At 36.0% G+C, this 16617-nt stretch carries 13 protein-coding genes; 1 reads left to right on the top strand and 12 read right to left on the bottom strand.

What is annotated here, in order from left to right; genetic code table 11:
• Positions 1-116: 116 nt before the first annotated feature.
• Entirely contained in the window at positions 117-1574 is a 1458-nt protein-coding gene (locus RU87_RS07250; RefSeq protein WP_068163743.1) for an AcpB/EbpR/MafR family transcriptional regulator, read from the bottom strand.
• A gap of 162 nt (positions 1575-1736) precedes the next feature.
• The gene (locus tag RU87_RS07245; protein WP_068163745.1) at positions 1737-2873 is read right to left on the bottom strand and encodes an AI-2E family transporter; all 1137 of its coding nucleotides are present in this window, start codon (positions 2871-2873) and stop codon (positions 1737-1739) included.
• 281 nt (positions 2874-3154) lie between these two features.
• Between RU87_RS07245 and RU87_RS07240 the strand changes: the two genes are divergently transcribed.
• Positions 3155-4165 (top strand): lactonase family protein, encoded by a 1011-nt coding sequence (locus RU87_RS07240; RefSeq protein WP_068163748.1) that lies wholly within the window; start codon positions 3155-3157, stop codon positions 4163-4165.
• A 51-nt stretch (positions 4166-4216) separates the two neighbouring features.
• Here RU87_RS07240 and RU87_RS07235 read toward each other — a convergent pair whose 3' ends face one another.
• The 10 genes from RU87_RS07235 to RU87_RS07190 form a co-directional block, all read right to left on the bottom strand.
• Positions 4217-5491: an STM3941 family protein gene (locus RU87_RS07235; RefSeq protein ID WP_068163752.1), complete on the bottom strand. Its 1275-nt coding sequence runs from the start codon at positions 5489-5491 to the stop codon at positions 4217-4219.
• Between the two features lie 168 nt (positions 5492-5659).
• Positions 5660-7168 (bottom strand): metal ABC transporter solute-binding protein, Zn/Mn family, encoded by a 1509-nt coding sequence (locus RU87_RS07230; protein WP_068163755.1) that lies wholly within the window; start codon positions 7166-7168, stop codon positions 5660-5662.
• Between the two features lie 179 nt (positions 7169-7347).
• On the bottom strand, positions 7348-8550 hold the full coding sequence (locus RU87_RS07225) for a bifunctional folylpolyglutamate synthase/dihydrofolate synthase (protein WP_068163758.1): 1203 nt from the start codon (positions 8548-8550) through the stop codon (positions 7348-7350).
• A complete protein-coding gene (gene budA / locus RU87_RS07220) occupies positions 8543-9253 on the bottom strand; it encodes an acetolactate decarboxylase (RefSeq protein ID WP_068163761.1) in 711 nt (236 codons plus the stop codon). Before budA ends, RU87_RS07225 begins: the two co-directional genes overlap by 8 nt.
• Before the next feature lie 282 nt (positions 9254-9535).
• Complete coding sequence (gene arcC, locus RU87_RS07215) at positions 9536-10483, bottom strand: carbamate kinase (RefSeq protein ID WP_068163763.1); 948 nt, start codon at positions 10481-10483, stop codon at positions 9536-9538.
• Positions 10484-10489: 6 nt separating this feature from the next.
• Positions 10490-11596, bottom strand: coding sequence for an agmatine deiminase (gene aguA / locus RU87_RS07210; RefSeq protein WP_068163766.1), 1107 nt, complete (start codon positions 11594-11596; stop codon positions 10490-10492).
• A gap of 10 nt (positions 11597-11606) precedes the next feature.
• Positions 11607-12968: an APC family permease gene (locus tag RU87_RS07205; protein ID WP_068163767.1), complete on the bottom strand. Its 1362-nt coding sequence runs from the start codon at positions 12966-12968 to the stop codon at positions 11607-11609.
• Positions 12969-12983: 15 nt separating this feature from the next.
• Positions 12984-14006, bottom strand: coding sequence for a putrescine carbamoyltransferase (gene ptcA, locus RU87_RS07200; protein WP_068163770.1), 1023 nt, complete (start codon positions 14004-14006; stop codon positions 12984-12986).
• A gap of 214 nt (positions 14007-14220) precedes the next feature.
• Positions 14221-15102, bottom strand: coding sequence for a helix-turn-helix transcriptional regulator (locus RU87_RS07195; protein WP_231860449.1), 882 nt, complete (start codon positions 15100-15102; stop codon positions 14221-14223).
• A gap of 351 nt (positions 15103-15453) precedes the next feature.
• On the bottom strand, positions 15454-16404 hold the full coding sequence (locus RU87_RS07190) for an NAD(P)-dependent oxidoreductase (protein ID WP_068163772.1): 951 nt from the start codon (positions 16402-16404) through the stop codon (positions 15454-15456).
• Between the last annotated feature and the right edge of the window lie 213 nt (positions 16405-16617).

Genomic DNA, 16617 nt, shown 5'->3' with positions numbered 1-16617 from the left:
GCTTATCGAACAATTTTCAATCAAAGTGTTTGTTTTTGATGTTGAAAACGTTTTCTATAATCTTATCGTAACATAGACGCAAAAAAATAGACTATCAATAATAGACTATTTTTACGTTATTTTTGATAGTTATTTTTTTGATGCTTGATTTTATTGATGATCAGTTTTATTTTTTTGATATCATACGGCGATATAAATTCTGATAAATAATAATAGTGTGGCGTTTCAGAAATTGGTTTTTCTCTAGTCGTCAGTATCAGATCATAATACTCGTATTCATGAAATTTTTCAAATCTCACCTGAGGAATCCCTGATAACTCACTGAGTAAAAAGTGATATAAACTCTCTCCAAAACTAAACAAATTATCAAGATCAATGCCGACAGTTAAGTTTTGATAAAGAGATAGGTTGATTGATACTAAAATATTGGCATAGTTAGTCCAGAGAAAGGGCTTTATCGCCTCTGTTAACCCTAAGCGTTCTTGAGTTGTTTGGATCAATCTAATAATTAAGTCTGTCATATCAGGTGTGATATATTGTTGAAAATAGTCGTGTATCCGTTTGGTATCGTAAAGTGTCACCTCGCCCTGAAAGCAAAGTACACGTGTATGGATTTGAGAAAGTTTATAAGCTAATCCCTTCTCATCTGAGATACTAAGGCGCTGATACCCATAATACGACAGAATAATTTCACGACTATAGGTATCTAACATAGCTGTCGATATCTTTTTTCGTCTGGTAAGGTCATAACTAGAAAAATTATCCGTCCCTAAAATATCAAAACTGACAAAAAAGCAATAAAACATCGCCCCTTCATATTTACCGACATAGCTGATCATATCTTTAAAATAACGCTGTATACCCTCTCCCATTTTTTGATATAGGGGATCAGAAATAAACTTATCTTGGATCTCAAAAAAATGACTATTTTCATGATTTGCTACTGAAAATCTATGTCGTGTTACAAAAAGCCAGCAGCTTAATCGTTTCAATGCGCCTTTGGAAAACGTATGACGAAACTCAGGTTGTATTTTTTCTATCAAGTGAGTAACAGCCAAATCATCACTTGAAAATTCTGTATCTATGATTGTCAATAAGCTAAAGTAAAAATAGCGAATTTGCAATTCATCCCCCACTAATTGGCCATTTTTTATCTTAATATGAAACGGTTTTAGTAGCTGATTTAGGTCTCTTAATTTACGAAATATAGTGGCTTCACTGCTGCTAAATTCTTGACTTAACTGAAAAATGGATACTTTTTTATGTTCTAGCACATATCGCAAAATCTGATAGGCTAAACTCTGATTCACATAAGCTAATATGATTTTGTCAAAGTTAATATCTGATGAAAAGGTGATGGCTAACTCTTTTTCTTCGATTGAAATGCTAAAGCTTTCTCCTAAAGATTGACAAGTTGTCACGATATCCACTAAGTACTCTTTTAAGGCATTTTGAGTTAATTTGACTTTTTTGGCTAAGGCTTGTTTTGTCGTTTTTTTCGTCTGAAATAATAAAAACCGTATGATCTCAACTTGTATTACTTCTTTTTTATCTAATAAACTCTCAATATGCATGCTAATTTACTTTCTTTTTGTTGCTGCCTAAGTTGAACAACAGGTCACTTTTTTCATCCCTATGTTATTTTTATATTACGTTATATCAATTATATTGTCAAATCATTGGACAATAAAAAAATCACACATAACTATGCGTGATTTTTTATATGAGCTGATCAGTTAATCTTCATAAAGACTTGAGATTTGACGATACCACTTAAACAAATACACAACGATAACTTTAGCAGATGCGTAAGCAGGTATCCCAATTAACACACCCCAAAAACCAAAAATCTTACCTGACGTTAACAAGACAAACAAAATTGTAATCGGATGAATATTTAACTTGCTACCAAGTACTAATGGACTAACAAACCGACCTTCGATGGTCTGTTCGATAACAAAGACAATCAGAACTTTAACGATCATGAACGGCCCCGCTACAAGGCCAATGATTAAAGCAGGAATCATTGCTAGAAATGACCCTAAATAAGGAATCAAGTTAAGAAACCCTGCAGAAATACCAATCAAAACAGCATATTTTAAGCCGATAACTGAAAACATGATAGAAAACATAATGGCAACAGCACCTGCAACAATTAACTGACCACGAACATAACTAGATAATTGTTCATTAACTTGAGATAATACCTTTGATGTATCCTTACGCCATGAGATTGGTAACATCTTAGTGATATAGCCGTTGAGTTGTTTACCGTCTCTTAATAAATAAAACAAAATAAACGGGAAAATCATGAGTGCGATCACAACACCAGTTGCTGCAGATAAAAATGAACTGGTCCCATTCACTAAACTACCTGAAATATTTTTTGAAATATCAATTAAGTTATTTGAGAAACTCGTGACTGCTTTCTCAATTTGAGGTTGAAATTGTTTAAAGCGGTTATCTTCAACAAGACTATTAATATGTGTTTTACCAGTTTCAACATATGCTGGAAAATTAGCAATTAATTTTTCAACTTGAGAGGCAATGTTTGGGATAGCAACAGCTAAACCCCAGATAATTAATGCCAAAATAAGTGCAAATAAGACACTGATTGTGATAACTCTTTTGACTTTACGCGTTTCAAAATAATCAACAATCGGGCTAAGTAAATAGTAAAAGACTGCTGCTAAAATAATGGGAAGCATGATAACACCAAGAAAGTCAGCAATCGGTTGAAACATGAAACTTAGTTTGGTCAAAAGTACTATGTTGAGCAAAAAGAGTAATGTAACAGCAAAACCAGTTGCTACCTTATTATCCAACAGCCACTTAAAAAACCAAGACGATTTGAAATTATTATTACTTTCCATCTATTTCCCCTACTCTTCAGTTATTTTGTATAAAAAAAATATAAGATATAGATGACCTGATACCTTAATGTCAACAGTTACATAATTTAAAAGATGTTACTTTATTATAGCATATGTTAGTGCTTTCATTGTCTAATAAGATTTCAATTTATAGAACAGTTCATGTCTTTCACTCATTTTATTATAGTTTTATGAGGATACTGCTATGACAACTGGCCACTCTGACCAATTTTAAAAACTTATGGTATAATATCAGTATAGAAATGAAAGGGATTACATTCATGATAGACAACCTATATTTTGGTACTTATACTAAAAGAACATCTGAGGGTATTTATAGCGCATCGCTGGATACGACTTCTGGCATATTGCGTGAGCTTGAGTTAAAAATTAAAGAACCTAATCCAACCTATCTAACTTTTGATGCTGCTGGGCATCTCTATAGCGTTGGTGCTGAAAATGGAGAAGGTGGTATTGCTGCTTTTGACGCGTCAGGCAAGCTGTTAAATCACGTTGTTTCTCCTGGTGCGCCACTTTGTTATGTCGCCTTTGATGAAGCACGTGGTTTAGTCTATGGTGCTAATTATCACAAAGGTGAGGTGACTGTCTATAAACAAGCTGACGATGGCAAACTCACACTAGTTGATACCACTAAACATAGTGGGTCTGGTCCACATGAAAACCAAGCAAGTCCACACCTTCATTTTGCTGATCTTACGCCCGATAAATATCTGATCACCTGTGATTTAGGTACTGATGAAGTCATCACTTACGATGTAGCTACAGATGGCAAATTATCTATTCTCGCAACCTATAAAGCAACACCAGGTGCTGGTGCGAGACATATCGTGTTTCATCCTACCCAAAAAATCGCCTATCTCATTTGTGAATTGAATAGTACGATTGAAGTATTAATTTATGATGGGGTAGGACAGTTAAGTCTCTTACAAACCATCTCTACACTGCCAAAAGATTGGACTGAGTTTAACGGTACTGCTGCGATTCGCATCACTAAAGATGGTAAATTCCTTTACGCCTCAAACCGTGGTCATGATTCTATTGCTGCTTATAAAATTATCGGTGATGGTACACTTGAACTGATACAAATAATCGCAACGAACGGTAAAATACCAAGAGATTTTACGCTTTCTACAGATGAACATGTCTTAATTGCCCCGCACCAAGACTCTGACACTGTTACGACATTTTTACGTGATGCTCAAACAGGCTTACTGACTGAAGTCCAACATGAGTTTAAGGTACCTGAAGCGGTATGTGTTGTTGTAAAATAATAAAAAACTGACACATTTGTCAGTTTTTTTGTTTATAGATTCGATCACCACTTATTTCTGATAATCTTTAATTTTCATTAAATCAGCTGATGAATAAATCCTGACTTTGAGACTATTAGATTTATTCTCTTGTCTAGACTCAAGTGTCGCTGTATAATAGTGCTTTTGATTATCACGCTTGATATCTCCGATGTTTAGATAATCAACATCACCGAAAATATACTTGCCTGCACCATCTATTAAATCCATCTTGATTTGTTTATTTTTAATCTGATATTTACTGTAACTCGCATAGTAGTCACCATCATTTTTCAATGCATAGATTTTATCATCTTGGATGACTTGATTTTGAACATTGTTTAAAGCATCAACAGTGTCTTTAGTTAAGGCTGTATTCGTTTTATATTGTGTGGCAAACAAAACCACTGGGTATTTTGCTTTCAGACTGCTAAAGATTCTAAAACTAAATAAGATATCAGGGGTTTCACCCTTATTTTCCGTCAAATAATACTGTGTTTTGTTCTTTAATCCTGCATATTTTGATTGTGCTTTAAAATAAGATAAACCACCACCTATAAAAATTAAGATAATGAGTAGGATAGTTAGACGCGTCGCCAGTTTTTGCGTTGCCTGTCTATTTGGGTTTGTATCTTGAGTTTCAAATGGCGAACTCATGGCACTATCAGTTTTGATTTGAAAAGGTTGCGCATGAGTCAGGTCATGTTGACTTTCATCTTGTTGTTCGCTTGATACCTCACTAGCCAGATGTCGATAGGTCTCAAACTCACGTTGACAGGTTGCGAGTAAGGCATCGTTTTTTATTTTTAACATCGATAAAGGGGCTAAAATCACTGTAAAATCAGGCGTTTTACTAGCTAAATTAAACTTTGATAATTTATCCAGAATTGGTTTCGTTTTCTTTAACTGATAATCAGTTGGATTTTTGACTTGTACTTCAAGGTAACGTTGTGTACTTTTTCCAGAACGAACGACTTTTATGCTAATGTCAATTATATCAGACCACAGCACCGGGCCAACGATTTGTTGTTTCCCAAATGAAACTGGTTGGTAGGTGATTCCTGTTTCATCAACTCTTAATATGATTTGTTTTTTAGACTTCACACAAATGATACCGACCATGATACCTGCGATGATGAAAAAGATACCAAATAATAAAACAAGTATAGGTGTATCAGGCGTAAAGGTGAACCCCAAAAACATGACGATACCCAGTACTAATATACTGATTGATATCATTGCTAGTTTAATGATACTCGCTTTTACCTCTAAGGGAATAGCTAGTTGTTTGTCACGATGTTTTTTCATTTAACCCTTTTCTAATCATATCGCTTATGATACTCTCTATTATAACATATGATACATAAATTAAAAAAGCACACTAACTGTCACTCCTAGAGTTAGTGTGCTTTTTTTGACTCATAAGTGTAGTCCTTTAGTGAGCAATTAAATTACGACGTCACTGTTTTTGATTGATTAATGGGCTACCATCTCTTGAGCGATCTCAGCTGCACTCATAGATGATGGATAGTATGTCGGCCAATTAGTAAGTTCTTTTGTTAATGCGGCTTGACTGTCATTTCCGAAATATATATGGAAGTGTTCAGCTTTTGTAGGTGCAATACTATGGTCACTGAATTGCAAATACTTAAATGCACCATTTGTATCTCCTACAGCCTCAAAGAGATAACGCACACCTCTATTACCTTTATCATAAGTTAGCGTTTCTTTACCACTGTACTTATAACTTGCTTTATGTGCTTGACCATCTATATAAAATGTGACCTCATCTCCTTTTATCTTAATCTGATTAACAGTTGTTTGGTAACCCGTTTCATAATATGCTTTATAGGCATCCGCAGTTTTATCTTTATTTTGTAATGACTTATAGCTCATCACCTGATCCAACGCACCACTTTTTAGTAAAGGATAAACAGATTGCCATGTACCAGCCCAATCTGATAAGCTTCTATCTTTGACTTCATTATCTTTAAAGTAGCCTTGTGCTGCTGTTTTAGCTTCTTGTTTTTCTGGTTCGATTGCTGTGACTTTCGTATCAGCATTTGTTGTTTTCTTCAGGTTTTCCAGATTTTGCATCATAACTGAAATGTAGTCATCGCCAGTTTTTTCTTGTTCTTGTGTTAATGACTCTAAAGGATTCAAGGCAAGAGTCGTCACGTTTGCTTCTTTTGCTAACGTTTTAGCGACTTTATCTGTTGCATTTTCTTCAAAATAAATATATTTGATATCATTTTTATTTACGTAAGCTTTTAAATCTTTGATTCTACTTGCAGATGGCTCTACATCTGGATTAATACCAGTAATCGGTACTTGATTCAAACCATATTCCATAGCTAGATACGCAAATGCAGCATGTTGTGTCACAAAGTTTTTCTGTTTTGCATTCGTTAAGCTTTCTTTATAAGTTGCGTCCAATGCTTTGAGTTTTTTCAAGTAATTATGTGCATTTTGTGTAAAAATGTCTTTTTTACTAGGAAACTTTTTAATCAGTTGATCTCGGATTGTTTCAACTTCTTTAATCGCAAGACTAGGTGCTAACCAAACGTGAGGATCCAATACATGACTATGGCCTTCATGACCTGCAGATTCTTCCTCACTGATGCCTGGTAATAGTAAAATACCGTCTGAAGCCTTAATGACATCCACTTTTTTCATATCTTTTGTTGTTTTTTGAACCCATGTTTCCATGTTTTCATTGTTATACACAAAAGCATCAGAATCTTGAATAGCAGCAACATCTTTTGCTGATGGTTCAAAATCATGTGGCTCAACTCCAGGTTTAACTAGAACTGAAACGCTTGCTTGATCACCAACAATTTGTTTGGTAAATTCTTGCATGGGATAAAACGTCGTAACGATATTGAGTTTATCACTCTTTTTACTTGTTTTATCGCCACTACCACAGGCAGCTAAGGATACTAAGGCAACTGTCGCTAATAAGCCAAAAAATAATTTCTTTTTCATGTTTCTCTTTCTAAAAATAGTTTACCAGTTAATCATATAGTCAAAAAAATATAAATGAGGATAACAAATCCTAACATTTTATACAGACGTGACCCTATGTAAAAGTCATTTACCAGTTAAGTATATCACATAAAAAAATAATGTCAAACCAAAAACATTATTTTTATTTTATTTAATTCTTATCTGTTCTCTTGTTTGAGTAGAAATTCTCTAACTTGACTCATAAAATACAAGGAACCTGTAATGAGGTAGGTCTCGTCTGCATGTTTAGGATTATCAAAAAAAGTTTGCCAGTTCGCCAACCAGGTAACACCTGAAATATCAGCTATGTCACTTTCTTGTATTGACTTAGGATAGTCAAACGTAGATAATGTCAAGCTTACATTAGGGATTTCTTGTAAAAGGTAGATCATTTCATGGAAATCCTTACGTTGTAAGGCAGAAAATAAAATATTGACTTTCTGTTCTCCTTGAAATTCACTAGCTAAGCGCTTGATTGCTGGTATATTATGCGCACCATCTAAAATATAGCCATGCAAGGCTTCCATTCTTGCCGGCCAAAATGCTTGTTTAAGGCCCTGTGCTATTTTTGTTTGATCTACTGTTAAGGATAGTGTCTCTGATAGTTGTTCAAACAACTTAACCGCTAAAGCGGCATTTTCTTGTTGATATTGACCATGTAAGTTGAGATCAAAACGACCATCAGCACTTGATTGGTAAAGCGGTGCGTTTTTAAGCTTTGCAACTTGTACGATGACATCATATGCTTCATCGGGCATCCCGATTGGACTACCGATGACAACGGGCACACCTTGCTTAATGATGCCTGCTTTTTCTTTAGCTATCTTAGCAAGCGTATCTCCTAAAATATCTTGATGATCTAAGCCGATCGTTGTAATTGCAGACACTAAAGGTGTGATAACATTTGTCGAATCAAAAAGTCCACCCAGCCCTACTTCGATGATGGCAATATCCACAGATTTTTCATTAAAATAGTAAAAGCCAATAGCAGTTAAAATTTCGAACTCAGTGATATTTGACAGCGCCTCGTCTTCATCCATTTTTAAAACGATAGGTTTGATCACTCCTACGACATCATCAAGTTCTTGGTCTGTTATAAAATGACCATTAATCGCGATACGTTCATTAAATATCTCGATATATGGCGAGGTGAAAGTGCCAACGCTTAAGCCATGTTGCTGTAAAATATTCGACAAAAAAGTAACTGTTGAGCCTTTGCCATTGGTACCCGCGATATGAACTGTTTTGAGTTTATCTTGTGGATTATCTAATTCTTGTAGTAAATATGCGATACGAGATAAACCAGGTTTAATCCCAAACTTTAAACGCGAATGAATCCAATCAATACTTGCATTACTCACTTTTACTAATGTCCTCTTTTAATTCATCTAAGTTTAATTTAGCAAAAAGATATTTTCTATCTTGTACTGGGAAACGTTGATCTAGTTGGTCTACTGCCCCCACTTCTACAGTACCTTCTGTAATTACGTAGTCTAGGACATGCCCACCAAATGTATGATCATCCGTAATAAAGTGTAGATGGTAGCCAGCAACACTCACACCATGAAACATCTCTGGTGTCCAAATCCCAACAATTGTACCCGTTACATCTTTTTCAGTGTATTCTGGTTGATTCGTCGCAATATCAGCAAATTTTGCACCTGCTTTTGCCTTAGGGATCATCCGAACATGCATATTTGAAAAAGTCCCATGAATTTTTATAGAACGAAATAGGTTAGCACCATCATAGTATGTTTCAATACGTGTTTGGAGTTCTTCATCTGTCGCTTCAAAACGTTGTCTAAAGATAACTTCTGCTTGATGAAATACGACTGCTGCGTAAGGGACTTGAACATCTGGTCCAACTTCAGTGATCGTTTTATCGCCACGTGCTTGATAAGCTTTACCATCAAGGACAATCAATTCCCCATCAATCGCGTCAAGTGTCCCAATGCCCAAGTCCCCTTGCTCAAGCAACTCACCAATCGTCATGCTACCTTCAAAAAGGCCACTCATGAGTGCTGATAAGGTATTGTACTGAAATAATTTAATTGGTTCTGCCATTTTTTAATTTTTCCTTAATCATCTTTTTACAGAGTCATAGACGCATCATCTGTGCTATGTCCTTAAATGTTGCTGAAAAGCTTGTGATTTCCTCGCAAGTTTTAATTATATTCTATCACAAACACTAGTAAAATATCATTTAGACGTTTAACTTTTATGCTTAATCATTGTGACAAAATACTGCTTTGATGATATCAACCTACCACCTCTTGCCAATAAAAAAGCCCTCGAAAAGGACTGTTTCGAGGACTAGGACACTTCTCATATCATAACTACAGCTGATTAATCAGGAATAATACAAGTTCCTGATCCATGTTTTACGAAATTTTCAACATTATCTAACGAGGTAATCGTGGCTTTTTTGCCTGTATTTTCAACAAATGAAACTGCTGCTGCGACCTTTGGTTTCATGGATCCTGCTGCAAATAATCCTTGGTTCAAATACGAACGCATGTCACTCACTGAAACAGTTCCAAGTGCTTGTTGATTAGGTTTGCCAAAGTTTAAAAATACATCTCCCACTGAAGTAAGAATGACTAATTCATCTGCTTCAACAAGTTCTGCTAACTTTGAGGCAGAAAAATCTTTATCGATAACAGCTTCCACACCCTCATAGCCTGTATCACTTTCTATCACAGGAATACCGCCACCGCCACATACTGTCACCAAAGCTGATGCGTCTAGTAATGGTTTTATCGCTTTCGCTTCCACGATTTTTAACGGAAGTGGGGATGCCACAACACGGCGATACCCACGGCCAGAATCTTCGATCATTTTCCACTCTGGATATTGGGCTTTGATAAGGGTTGCTTCTGATTCAGTATAAAAAGGTCCGATCGGCTTCGTTGGGTTATCAAATGCTTCATCTGCTGGATCTACAACAGTTCGTGTAATCACAGAAACAAGTGGCACATCAGACATATCGTTATGATTGAGTGCGGCCGTAAAGGCTTGAAGCATCCAATAGCCAATTTCACCCTGTGTCATAGCAACTGCAGTGTCAAGTGGCATAGCTGGATTTTTATCTGAATCACTCTCCAATTGTTGTAAGAGTAAATTACCGACTTGAGGGCCGTTACCATGTGTGACAACCATCTCAACATCATTATCTTTAATCAAGGGCATTAACTGCTCAGCTGTTTGTTGTAGTGCTTTTGCTTGTGCGCTCGCAGATGGATCATCAGTTAATATGGCATTCCCACCTAAAGCGACTACGATACGTTTTCCCATCTTAACCTAGCTCCTTTTCACTTGAGGTTTTTGTTGGGTAATACAGTGAATATTGCCGCCACCATAGACGATTTCAACTGTATTAACCCCCACAACTTCATGACTTGGAAACATCGCTTGTACTTGTTTTAAAGCAAGTGCATCATGACGGTCTCCATACTGCGGTACGATAACACCTTTATTCGTAATCAAGAAATTCATATAAGATGCAATACAAATATCACCATCTTCTCGAGGGATTGTTCCCTCCACGTTATCTATGTTAAAATCACCTTTTATCGTGACTGTTTTTTCAGGACAAGTTAATTTGTGAACTTTTAGGTGTCGCCCTTTAGCATCTGTCATCTGACTCAAGCGTTTGTATGCCTCTTGTGAGGCTTGATAAAATGGTGATGTTTTATCCTCAGTATAGATACAAGCCACTTCGCCAGGAGCTACAAAACAAGCAACATCATCTACGTGTCCATTAGTTTCTTCTGGATCGATGCCATCTTTGAGCCATAGGACTTTTTCAACATTTAAATAGGCTTTTAGTTTAGACTCAATATCTGATTTAGTCATATGAGGGTTTCTGCCTCTTGATAACAGACACATTTCTGTTGTTAAGACTGTCCCTTCACCATCTACATGAAACGAGCCCCCCTCTAGGACAAAATCATCTGTACGATAAGAGTCGATACGCGCTATCTCACAAACTTTTTGTGCTAGTAGGTCATCTTGATCCCATGGAAAATACAAACCATCTACAAGACCACCCCAGGCGTTAAACGACCAATCATTTGCCCTAATATCTCCGTGATCATTGATGACAAAAGTTGGTCCACAGTCACGTACCCATGCATCATTATTCGATACTTCAAGTACACGAATAACATCAGGTAATTGATAACGTGCATTTTGGTACTGTGCTTTAGACACTAACATGGTAACTGGTGTGAATTGACTGATTGCCTTAGCTACTTGTGTAAAGGCTATTTGAACAGGTTTTGCACCATCACGCCAATTATCTGGTCGTTCAGGCCAAATCATAAAAATTTCTTCTTGTGCTTCAAATTCTGCTGGCATCCAAAATCCATCTGATTTTGGTGTAGAGCCAATCATACGTTTAGACATATTTTTTCTCCTATTTTTTTATTTGCTTCACTTTAATAATTAACTCACCAATCCCAATAAAGATAATTGAACCAATGGTAATAGGTAATTGTGCTGTTAAAGAAGCGGCATCAAACTGTAATGGTATCGCTGTAAAAATCAACGAGATAATAATGATAATCATCGGCAAAGCCGTATACACTTTTAATGTTGTAACACTACCACTAACTTTAAAGGGACGTGGTGTATCTGGATCACTCTGTCGTAATTTATAAAATGCAGGAAAGACTGGGATATAGCTTAGTAAAAATAACACAAGATTTAGTGAGAAGAATGACCAAAACAAATCTTGATTTGGTAATAACGGTGAAATCACAACAATTACTGTCGCAACAAGACCATTCATCAAGGCTGCACCCCAAGAAATACCATTAGTCGCCCGACGTTTCGAGAAAAACCTTGGCATATCACCATTATCTGCTGCATAGCTTGCGATATTATTAACCCCTTGTGACCATGAAACCATATTCCCAACGAGTGTTAGCATAAACAAGAAAGAAATTAAGCTAATAAACCAACCTGTTGGCGTACCTAGCATCACTTGAAAACTATCGACTAATCCTGAACTTGTTGATAGTTGATCTGTCGGAATCGCAACGCCTATCCCAAAAGCAGAAAACATATAGATAGCTGCGATAACAACACCACCAATGATGATGGACTGTGGTATCTGTTTTTTAGGATTTTCCATACTGTCAGCAAAGGTACAGATGACTTCAAAACCAAGTAGATTAAAGATGATGACTGATATAAAAGATAAACTGTTCAAATCAAAGTTTGGCAATAATGATACAAGTGTATAGTAGTTTGCAACCCCTTTGGTCATGGCTGAGTAAACACCTAATCCCCCTAATGCTAAAGCTAAGAAGACTTTAATCACAGCTCCACCGTTTAAAATCCAAACGCTATCACTTACTGGATATAAGCTAATTAAGACAATAACCCAGATAAAAACCAACTCGATACCTATCGAGATCCCAGTCGTTAGCTGAAAACCAAAGATCGTTTGTAATAACTTCGGACATAATACAGCAAGTGATGCCATCCATAACGGAAAATTTATCCAGTAAAACCAGGACGCTCTCGCTCCCCAACGATGCCCAAATGCTTTTGTAATCCAATCATACAACCCACCCTCTCCTGTATAGGTAGTCCCAAGTTCTGATGTAATCAACCCATAAGGTAAGAGAAAAGCTACGATAAGGATAATCCACCAAAAGAACTGCGAGTTACCGATAGCAGCTACTGGTGCAGCAGCCTCGGCAACAAAAACAACACAAATGACGGAAAGAATCGCACTAAACAAGCTAAATTTTTTCTTTCCATTTTCCATAATGCTCACACTTTCCTATTTGCTTAAGTAAGCTTTTAACTCAGACTCAGCTATGCTTTGTGTCGCTAGATTATAAGGATTTTTCTGAGTATAATCAGTCATTAACCATACCAGTAACGCTCGAATCGATGTTAAACGATTTTCTGCTTCATCAAAACAGATCGCATTTGGCCCATCTATGACTGCATCAACAACTTCCTCACCTCTTGACGCTGGTAAACAGTGCATAAATTTTGTATTTGCGCCTGCTTTTGCCATCATGTCTGGTGTGACTTGATATTTAGGATAGAAGATTGCTAGACGCTCTGCCTCAGACAACTCTGCATCATATAAGCCATACCAAACATCTGTATAAAGGAAATCTGCACCGATAATCGCTGAGGCATCATCTGTGACCTCAAAACTGCCTCCTGATACGTCACAATTAGCGGCCAGTCTGGCTTGATGATCTGCATTCAATTGATACCCTTCTGGTCCAAAATGCACAAACTTCATCCCCATTTTTGTCGTAATCAATCCTAATGAAAAACAAACTTGAGTTGCATCTCCTACAAATACAACTTTACAGTCTTCTAATTTTTTACCAACTGGCAAGTGTTCGATAATCGTTGTCAAATCTCCTATTTCTTGTGTCGGATGATTGTAGTCTGACATGGCATTTAACACTGGTATGCTCGTATATTTAGCGAGTTTATCAACAGACTCATGACGGTCGACACGTGCCATAATGATATCCAGTAGTCTAGAGAGAACTATACTTGTATCTTCTATTGTTTCATGACCACCCAATTGAATTTGACCTGGTGCTAAATATTGGGCGTGACCACCTAACTGTGTCATGGCTGTTTCAAAAGAAACACGCGTACGTGTTGAGGATTGTTGAAAAATCATACCTAATGATTTATTTTTTAATAATGGTGGATAATAGCCATTTTTGATGGCAGCTTTAATCTTTAATCCCAGCGTTACAATATCGAGAATTTCAGATTTTGAGTAGGTTTCCGTCGTAATAAAATCACGTTTCTTTGTTGCGTTCATGTTGTTATCCTCCTGAATAGTATGTGATCGACGTTCTCTATTGGGAACGTTTTCAGTATAGCAAGTCGTTTTTAGCAAAACAATAAACTAAAGGATGTAAACCTTAAGCATCGCTTGCACTACTGTTAGACTAGGCTATGGCCCAAAAGTTTAGAGAAAGGTTTAGATCAAATAACCATAAAAAAAACCATTTTAAAAATGGTTATTGATCATATCATGTATCATGTTGTTCAAATGCTTCCCAAATTTTACAAACCTCTGTGCGACGGTCAACTTGAAGTTTGATAAAAATATTATGTGTATGTGTCTTAACTGTTCCTATAGACAGATAGAGTTGCGTCGCGATTTCCTGATTATGTTTATGTGCGATGAGTAACTTTAGTATTTCTGCTTCTCGTTGGGTAATCCCATATTTACTTACGAATCTGGAAAAGTCATCTTCTTGGTTGGGCATCTGCTGATTAGCTGTCGTTTCAACACGCTCACACTGACTATTATTTGGGGGACTAGGCGCGTGATAGGTGAACTTGTCTGCTAATAACTGAGTGCACACGTAGCGGATTGAGATCATACAAAGTACGATATGAAAGACATCTTCTGATATATTTCTATTTTGAATTTGCAACACATTACGATGATAACTATCTCTAACATAAATAACAAAGCTATCTTCTAAAAAGATTAATAGACCAAAGCTAATGGTTAACCACCCAAGTAATCTAATATATCTGTAAAACTGACGGGTTTCATCCAGTTGGCGAACATGTTTTAATAATAACCCTCCCAAATAAATCGTTAATACCTGACTTGGTAAATAATATAACCAAACTTTTAAGGCGGAGTCACTCATGAACGGCACAAGAATTAACCAAAAAGCAAATAGGATATAGAGAACATACTGATAAAACTTTAACTTTATATTCAGTAGCTCATCTGTTAACTTTAGGGCAATTCCAACTATAGCCAAATAATAAAGTGTATCAAAAATTGGATTAATCATGAAAAGTTGATTATAACCGTTAGCAAACACATGGAAAGTTTCAGACATGGCAATCACAATACCTTTTATAATGACAACTAAAAAATATATCATCATCAATAACTCATTTTTTTGGCGTTTTTTTAAATATAAACACAAAAATAAAGACATGACTATCGTATATAAAATGGTTAATAAGCTCGTATAAATATAATTAAACATCATTTGTTTGAACTCACTCTCCACTTCTATTCTCATGATCATTTGTCTATAACATCATTTACCATATGTCGTGACAAAACCGATATAACTCCAAAAAAGCAACCGCTTACAAACTCATTCTCTCAAAAACTATTAAATTTGTCAAAATTTTTAGCAAATGTAGCAATATCTATGGAAAAAACCCTTAATCACAAAAGAATTAAGGGTTTTATCGTATCTGATTTTGCAAATTACTGGTTAATACCGTTATTGTATAACATTTATGGGCTTGCCTTGTGAAAAAGCAGTGATATTATTTTTGATGATAGAGATTAATCTTTGTCTGGTTTCTAAGCCTCTCCAGCCAATATGTGGCGTGATAATCACTTTATCCATCGAATATAAGGGACTTGTATCAGCTAATGGTTCGACTTCTTGCACATCAAGACCTGCACCGGCGATGACTCCCGTATTAATCGCTTTAATTAAGGCACCCTCATCAATCAATGGCCCTCTGGCTGTATTGATAATAAAGGCTGTGTTTTTCATTAGTGCTAATGTGTCTTCCTTAATCATATGATGTGTTTGTGGTGTTAATGGGCAATTAAGAGAAATAAAATCACTTTGTGTCCACACTGTTTCTGCCGTTGTAAACCGCACACCATCTTTATCTTCTCTTGCAGTCCTTGTTGAGACTAATATGTTCATATCTAGTGCTTGAGCGACTTTAATGATCTCTTTTGCGATATGTCCGTAGCCAATAACACCTAAAGTCTTTCCGTTAAGTTCCACATGGTCAACCATCAAGTGCTTATGAAAATTATCGTGATTATCTTGAGCTAACATACGCAGCTGTTTTTGAACTGAACTTGCTAGGTTTAACATCAGCATAATTGCTGTATGTGCAACACGTTTGCTACTATAATCAGGAATATTACATAAAATAATATTTTTCTCACGTACTGCCTCTAAATCAATATTATTGTAACCTGTACCTGCTTCACATATCATCTTGACGCTATCAGGAAAATCTAAAATGATGTCACGACTTAACCTCATCTCCTTTGTCACCACAATATTAAACCCTTGCACGCGTTCTAAAATTTGACACTCATCTGTTTCATCATAACACTTAACGTCAGAGGAAATCGTTGAATAATCTATTTTTCCGTCATAATTTACAATACCTGCATTTAGTACAACTGTTTTATCATTCATCGTTTAACTACACTTTCTAATTATCTGTCGGGTTTAGCCTTTTTTCACTATCATATCGTCAACTTTTGTCTATTAAAGATCTATAATGATTATCATATAAACACATCATGAAAAAAAGAAGGTACTTTTTAGTCACCTTCTTTTTTACTCAAACTTAATGCTTATCGCTTAATAAAACTCATCTGGTAAGATTGTTTCACCAAGTTTGATGTT

The sequence above is a fragment of the Pseudolactococcus plantarum genome (genome assembly GCF_002441715.1).
Lineage (GTDB): Bacteria > Bacillota > Bacilli > Lactobacillales > Streptococcaceae > Pseudolactococcus > Pseudolactococcus plantarum.
Note: the sequence above shows the minus strand (reverse complement) of the source record. Positions and strands in the feature narration are given on the sequence as shown.

Excerpts from the sequence above, each read along its gene's own strand:
- RU87_RS07190 (WP_068163772.1), bottom strand. The coding sequence starts at position 16,404 with ATGAATGATAAAACAGTTGTACTAAATGCAGGTATTGTAAATTATGAC.
- budA (WP_068163761.1), bottom strand. The coding sequence starts at position 9,253 with ATGGCAGAACCAATTAAATTATTTCAGTACAATACCTTATCAGCACTC.
- RU87_RS07195 (WP_231860449.1), bottom strand. The coding sequence starts at position 15,102 with ATGATGATATATTTTTTAGTTGTCATTATAAAAGGTATTGTGATTGCC.
- RU87_RS07250 (WP_068163743.1), bottom strand. The coding sequence starts at position 1,574 with ATGCATATTGAGAGTTTATTAGATAAAAAAGAAGTAATACAAGTTGAG.
- RU87_RS07205 (WP_068163767.1), bottom strand. The coding sequence starts at position 12,968 with ATGGAAAATGGAAAGAAAAAATTTAGCTTGTTTAGTGCGATTCTTTCC.
- RU87_RS07245 (WP_068163745.1), bottom strand. The coding sequence starts at position 2,873 with ATGGAAAGTAATAATAATTTCAAATCGTCTTGGTTTTTTAAGTGGCTG.
- RU87_RS07240 (WP_068163748.1), top strand. The coding sequence starts at position 3,155 with ATGATAGACAACCTATATTTTGGTACTTATACTAAAAGAACATCTGAG.
- ptcA (WP_068163770.1), bottom strand. The coding sequence starts at position 14,006 with ATGAACGCAACAAAGAAACGTGATTTTATTACGACGGAAACCTACTCA.
- aguA (WP_068163766.1), bottom strand. The coding sequence starts at position 11,596 with ATGTCTAAACGTATGATTGGCTCTACACCAAAATCAGATGGATTTTGG.
- RU87_RS07230 (WP_068163755.1), bottom strand. The coding sequence starts at position 7,168 with ATGAAAAAGAAATTATTTTTTGGCTTATTAGCGACAGTTGCCTTAGTA.
- RU87_RS07235 (WP_068163752.1), bottom strand. The coding sequence starts at position 5,491 with ATGAAAAAACATCGTGACAAACAACTAGCTATTCCCTTAGAGGTAAAA.
- arcC (WP_068163763.1), bottom strand. The coding sequence starts at position 10,483 with ATGGGAAAACGTATCGTAGTCGCTTTAGGTGGGAATGCCATATTAACT.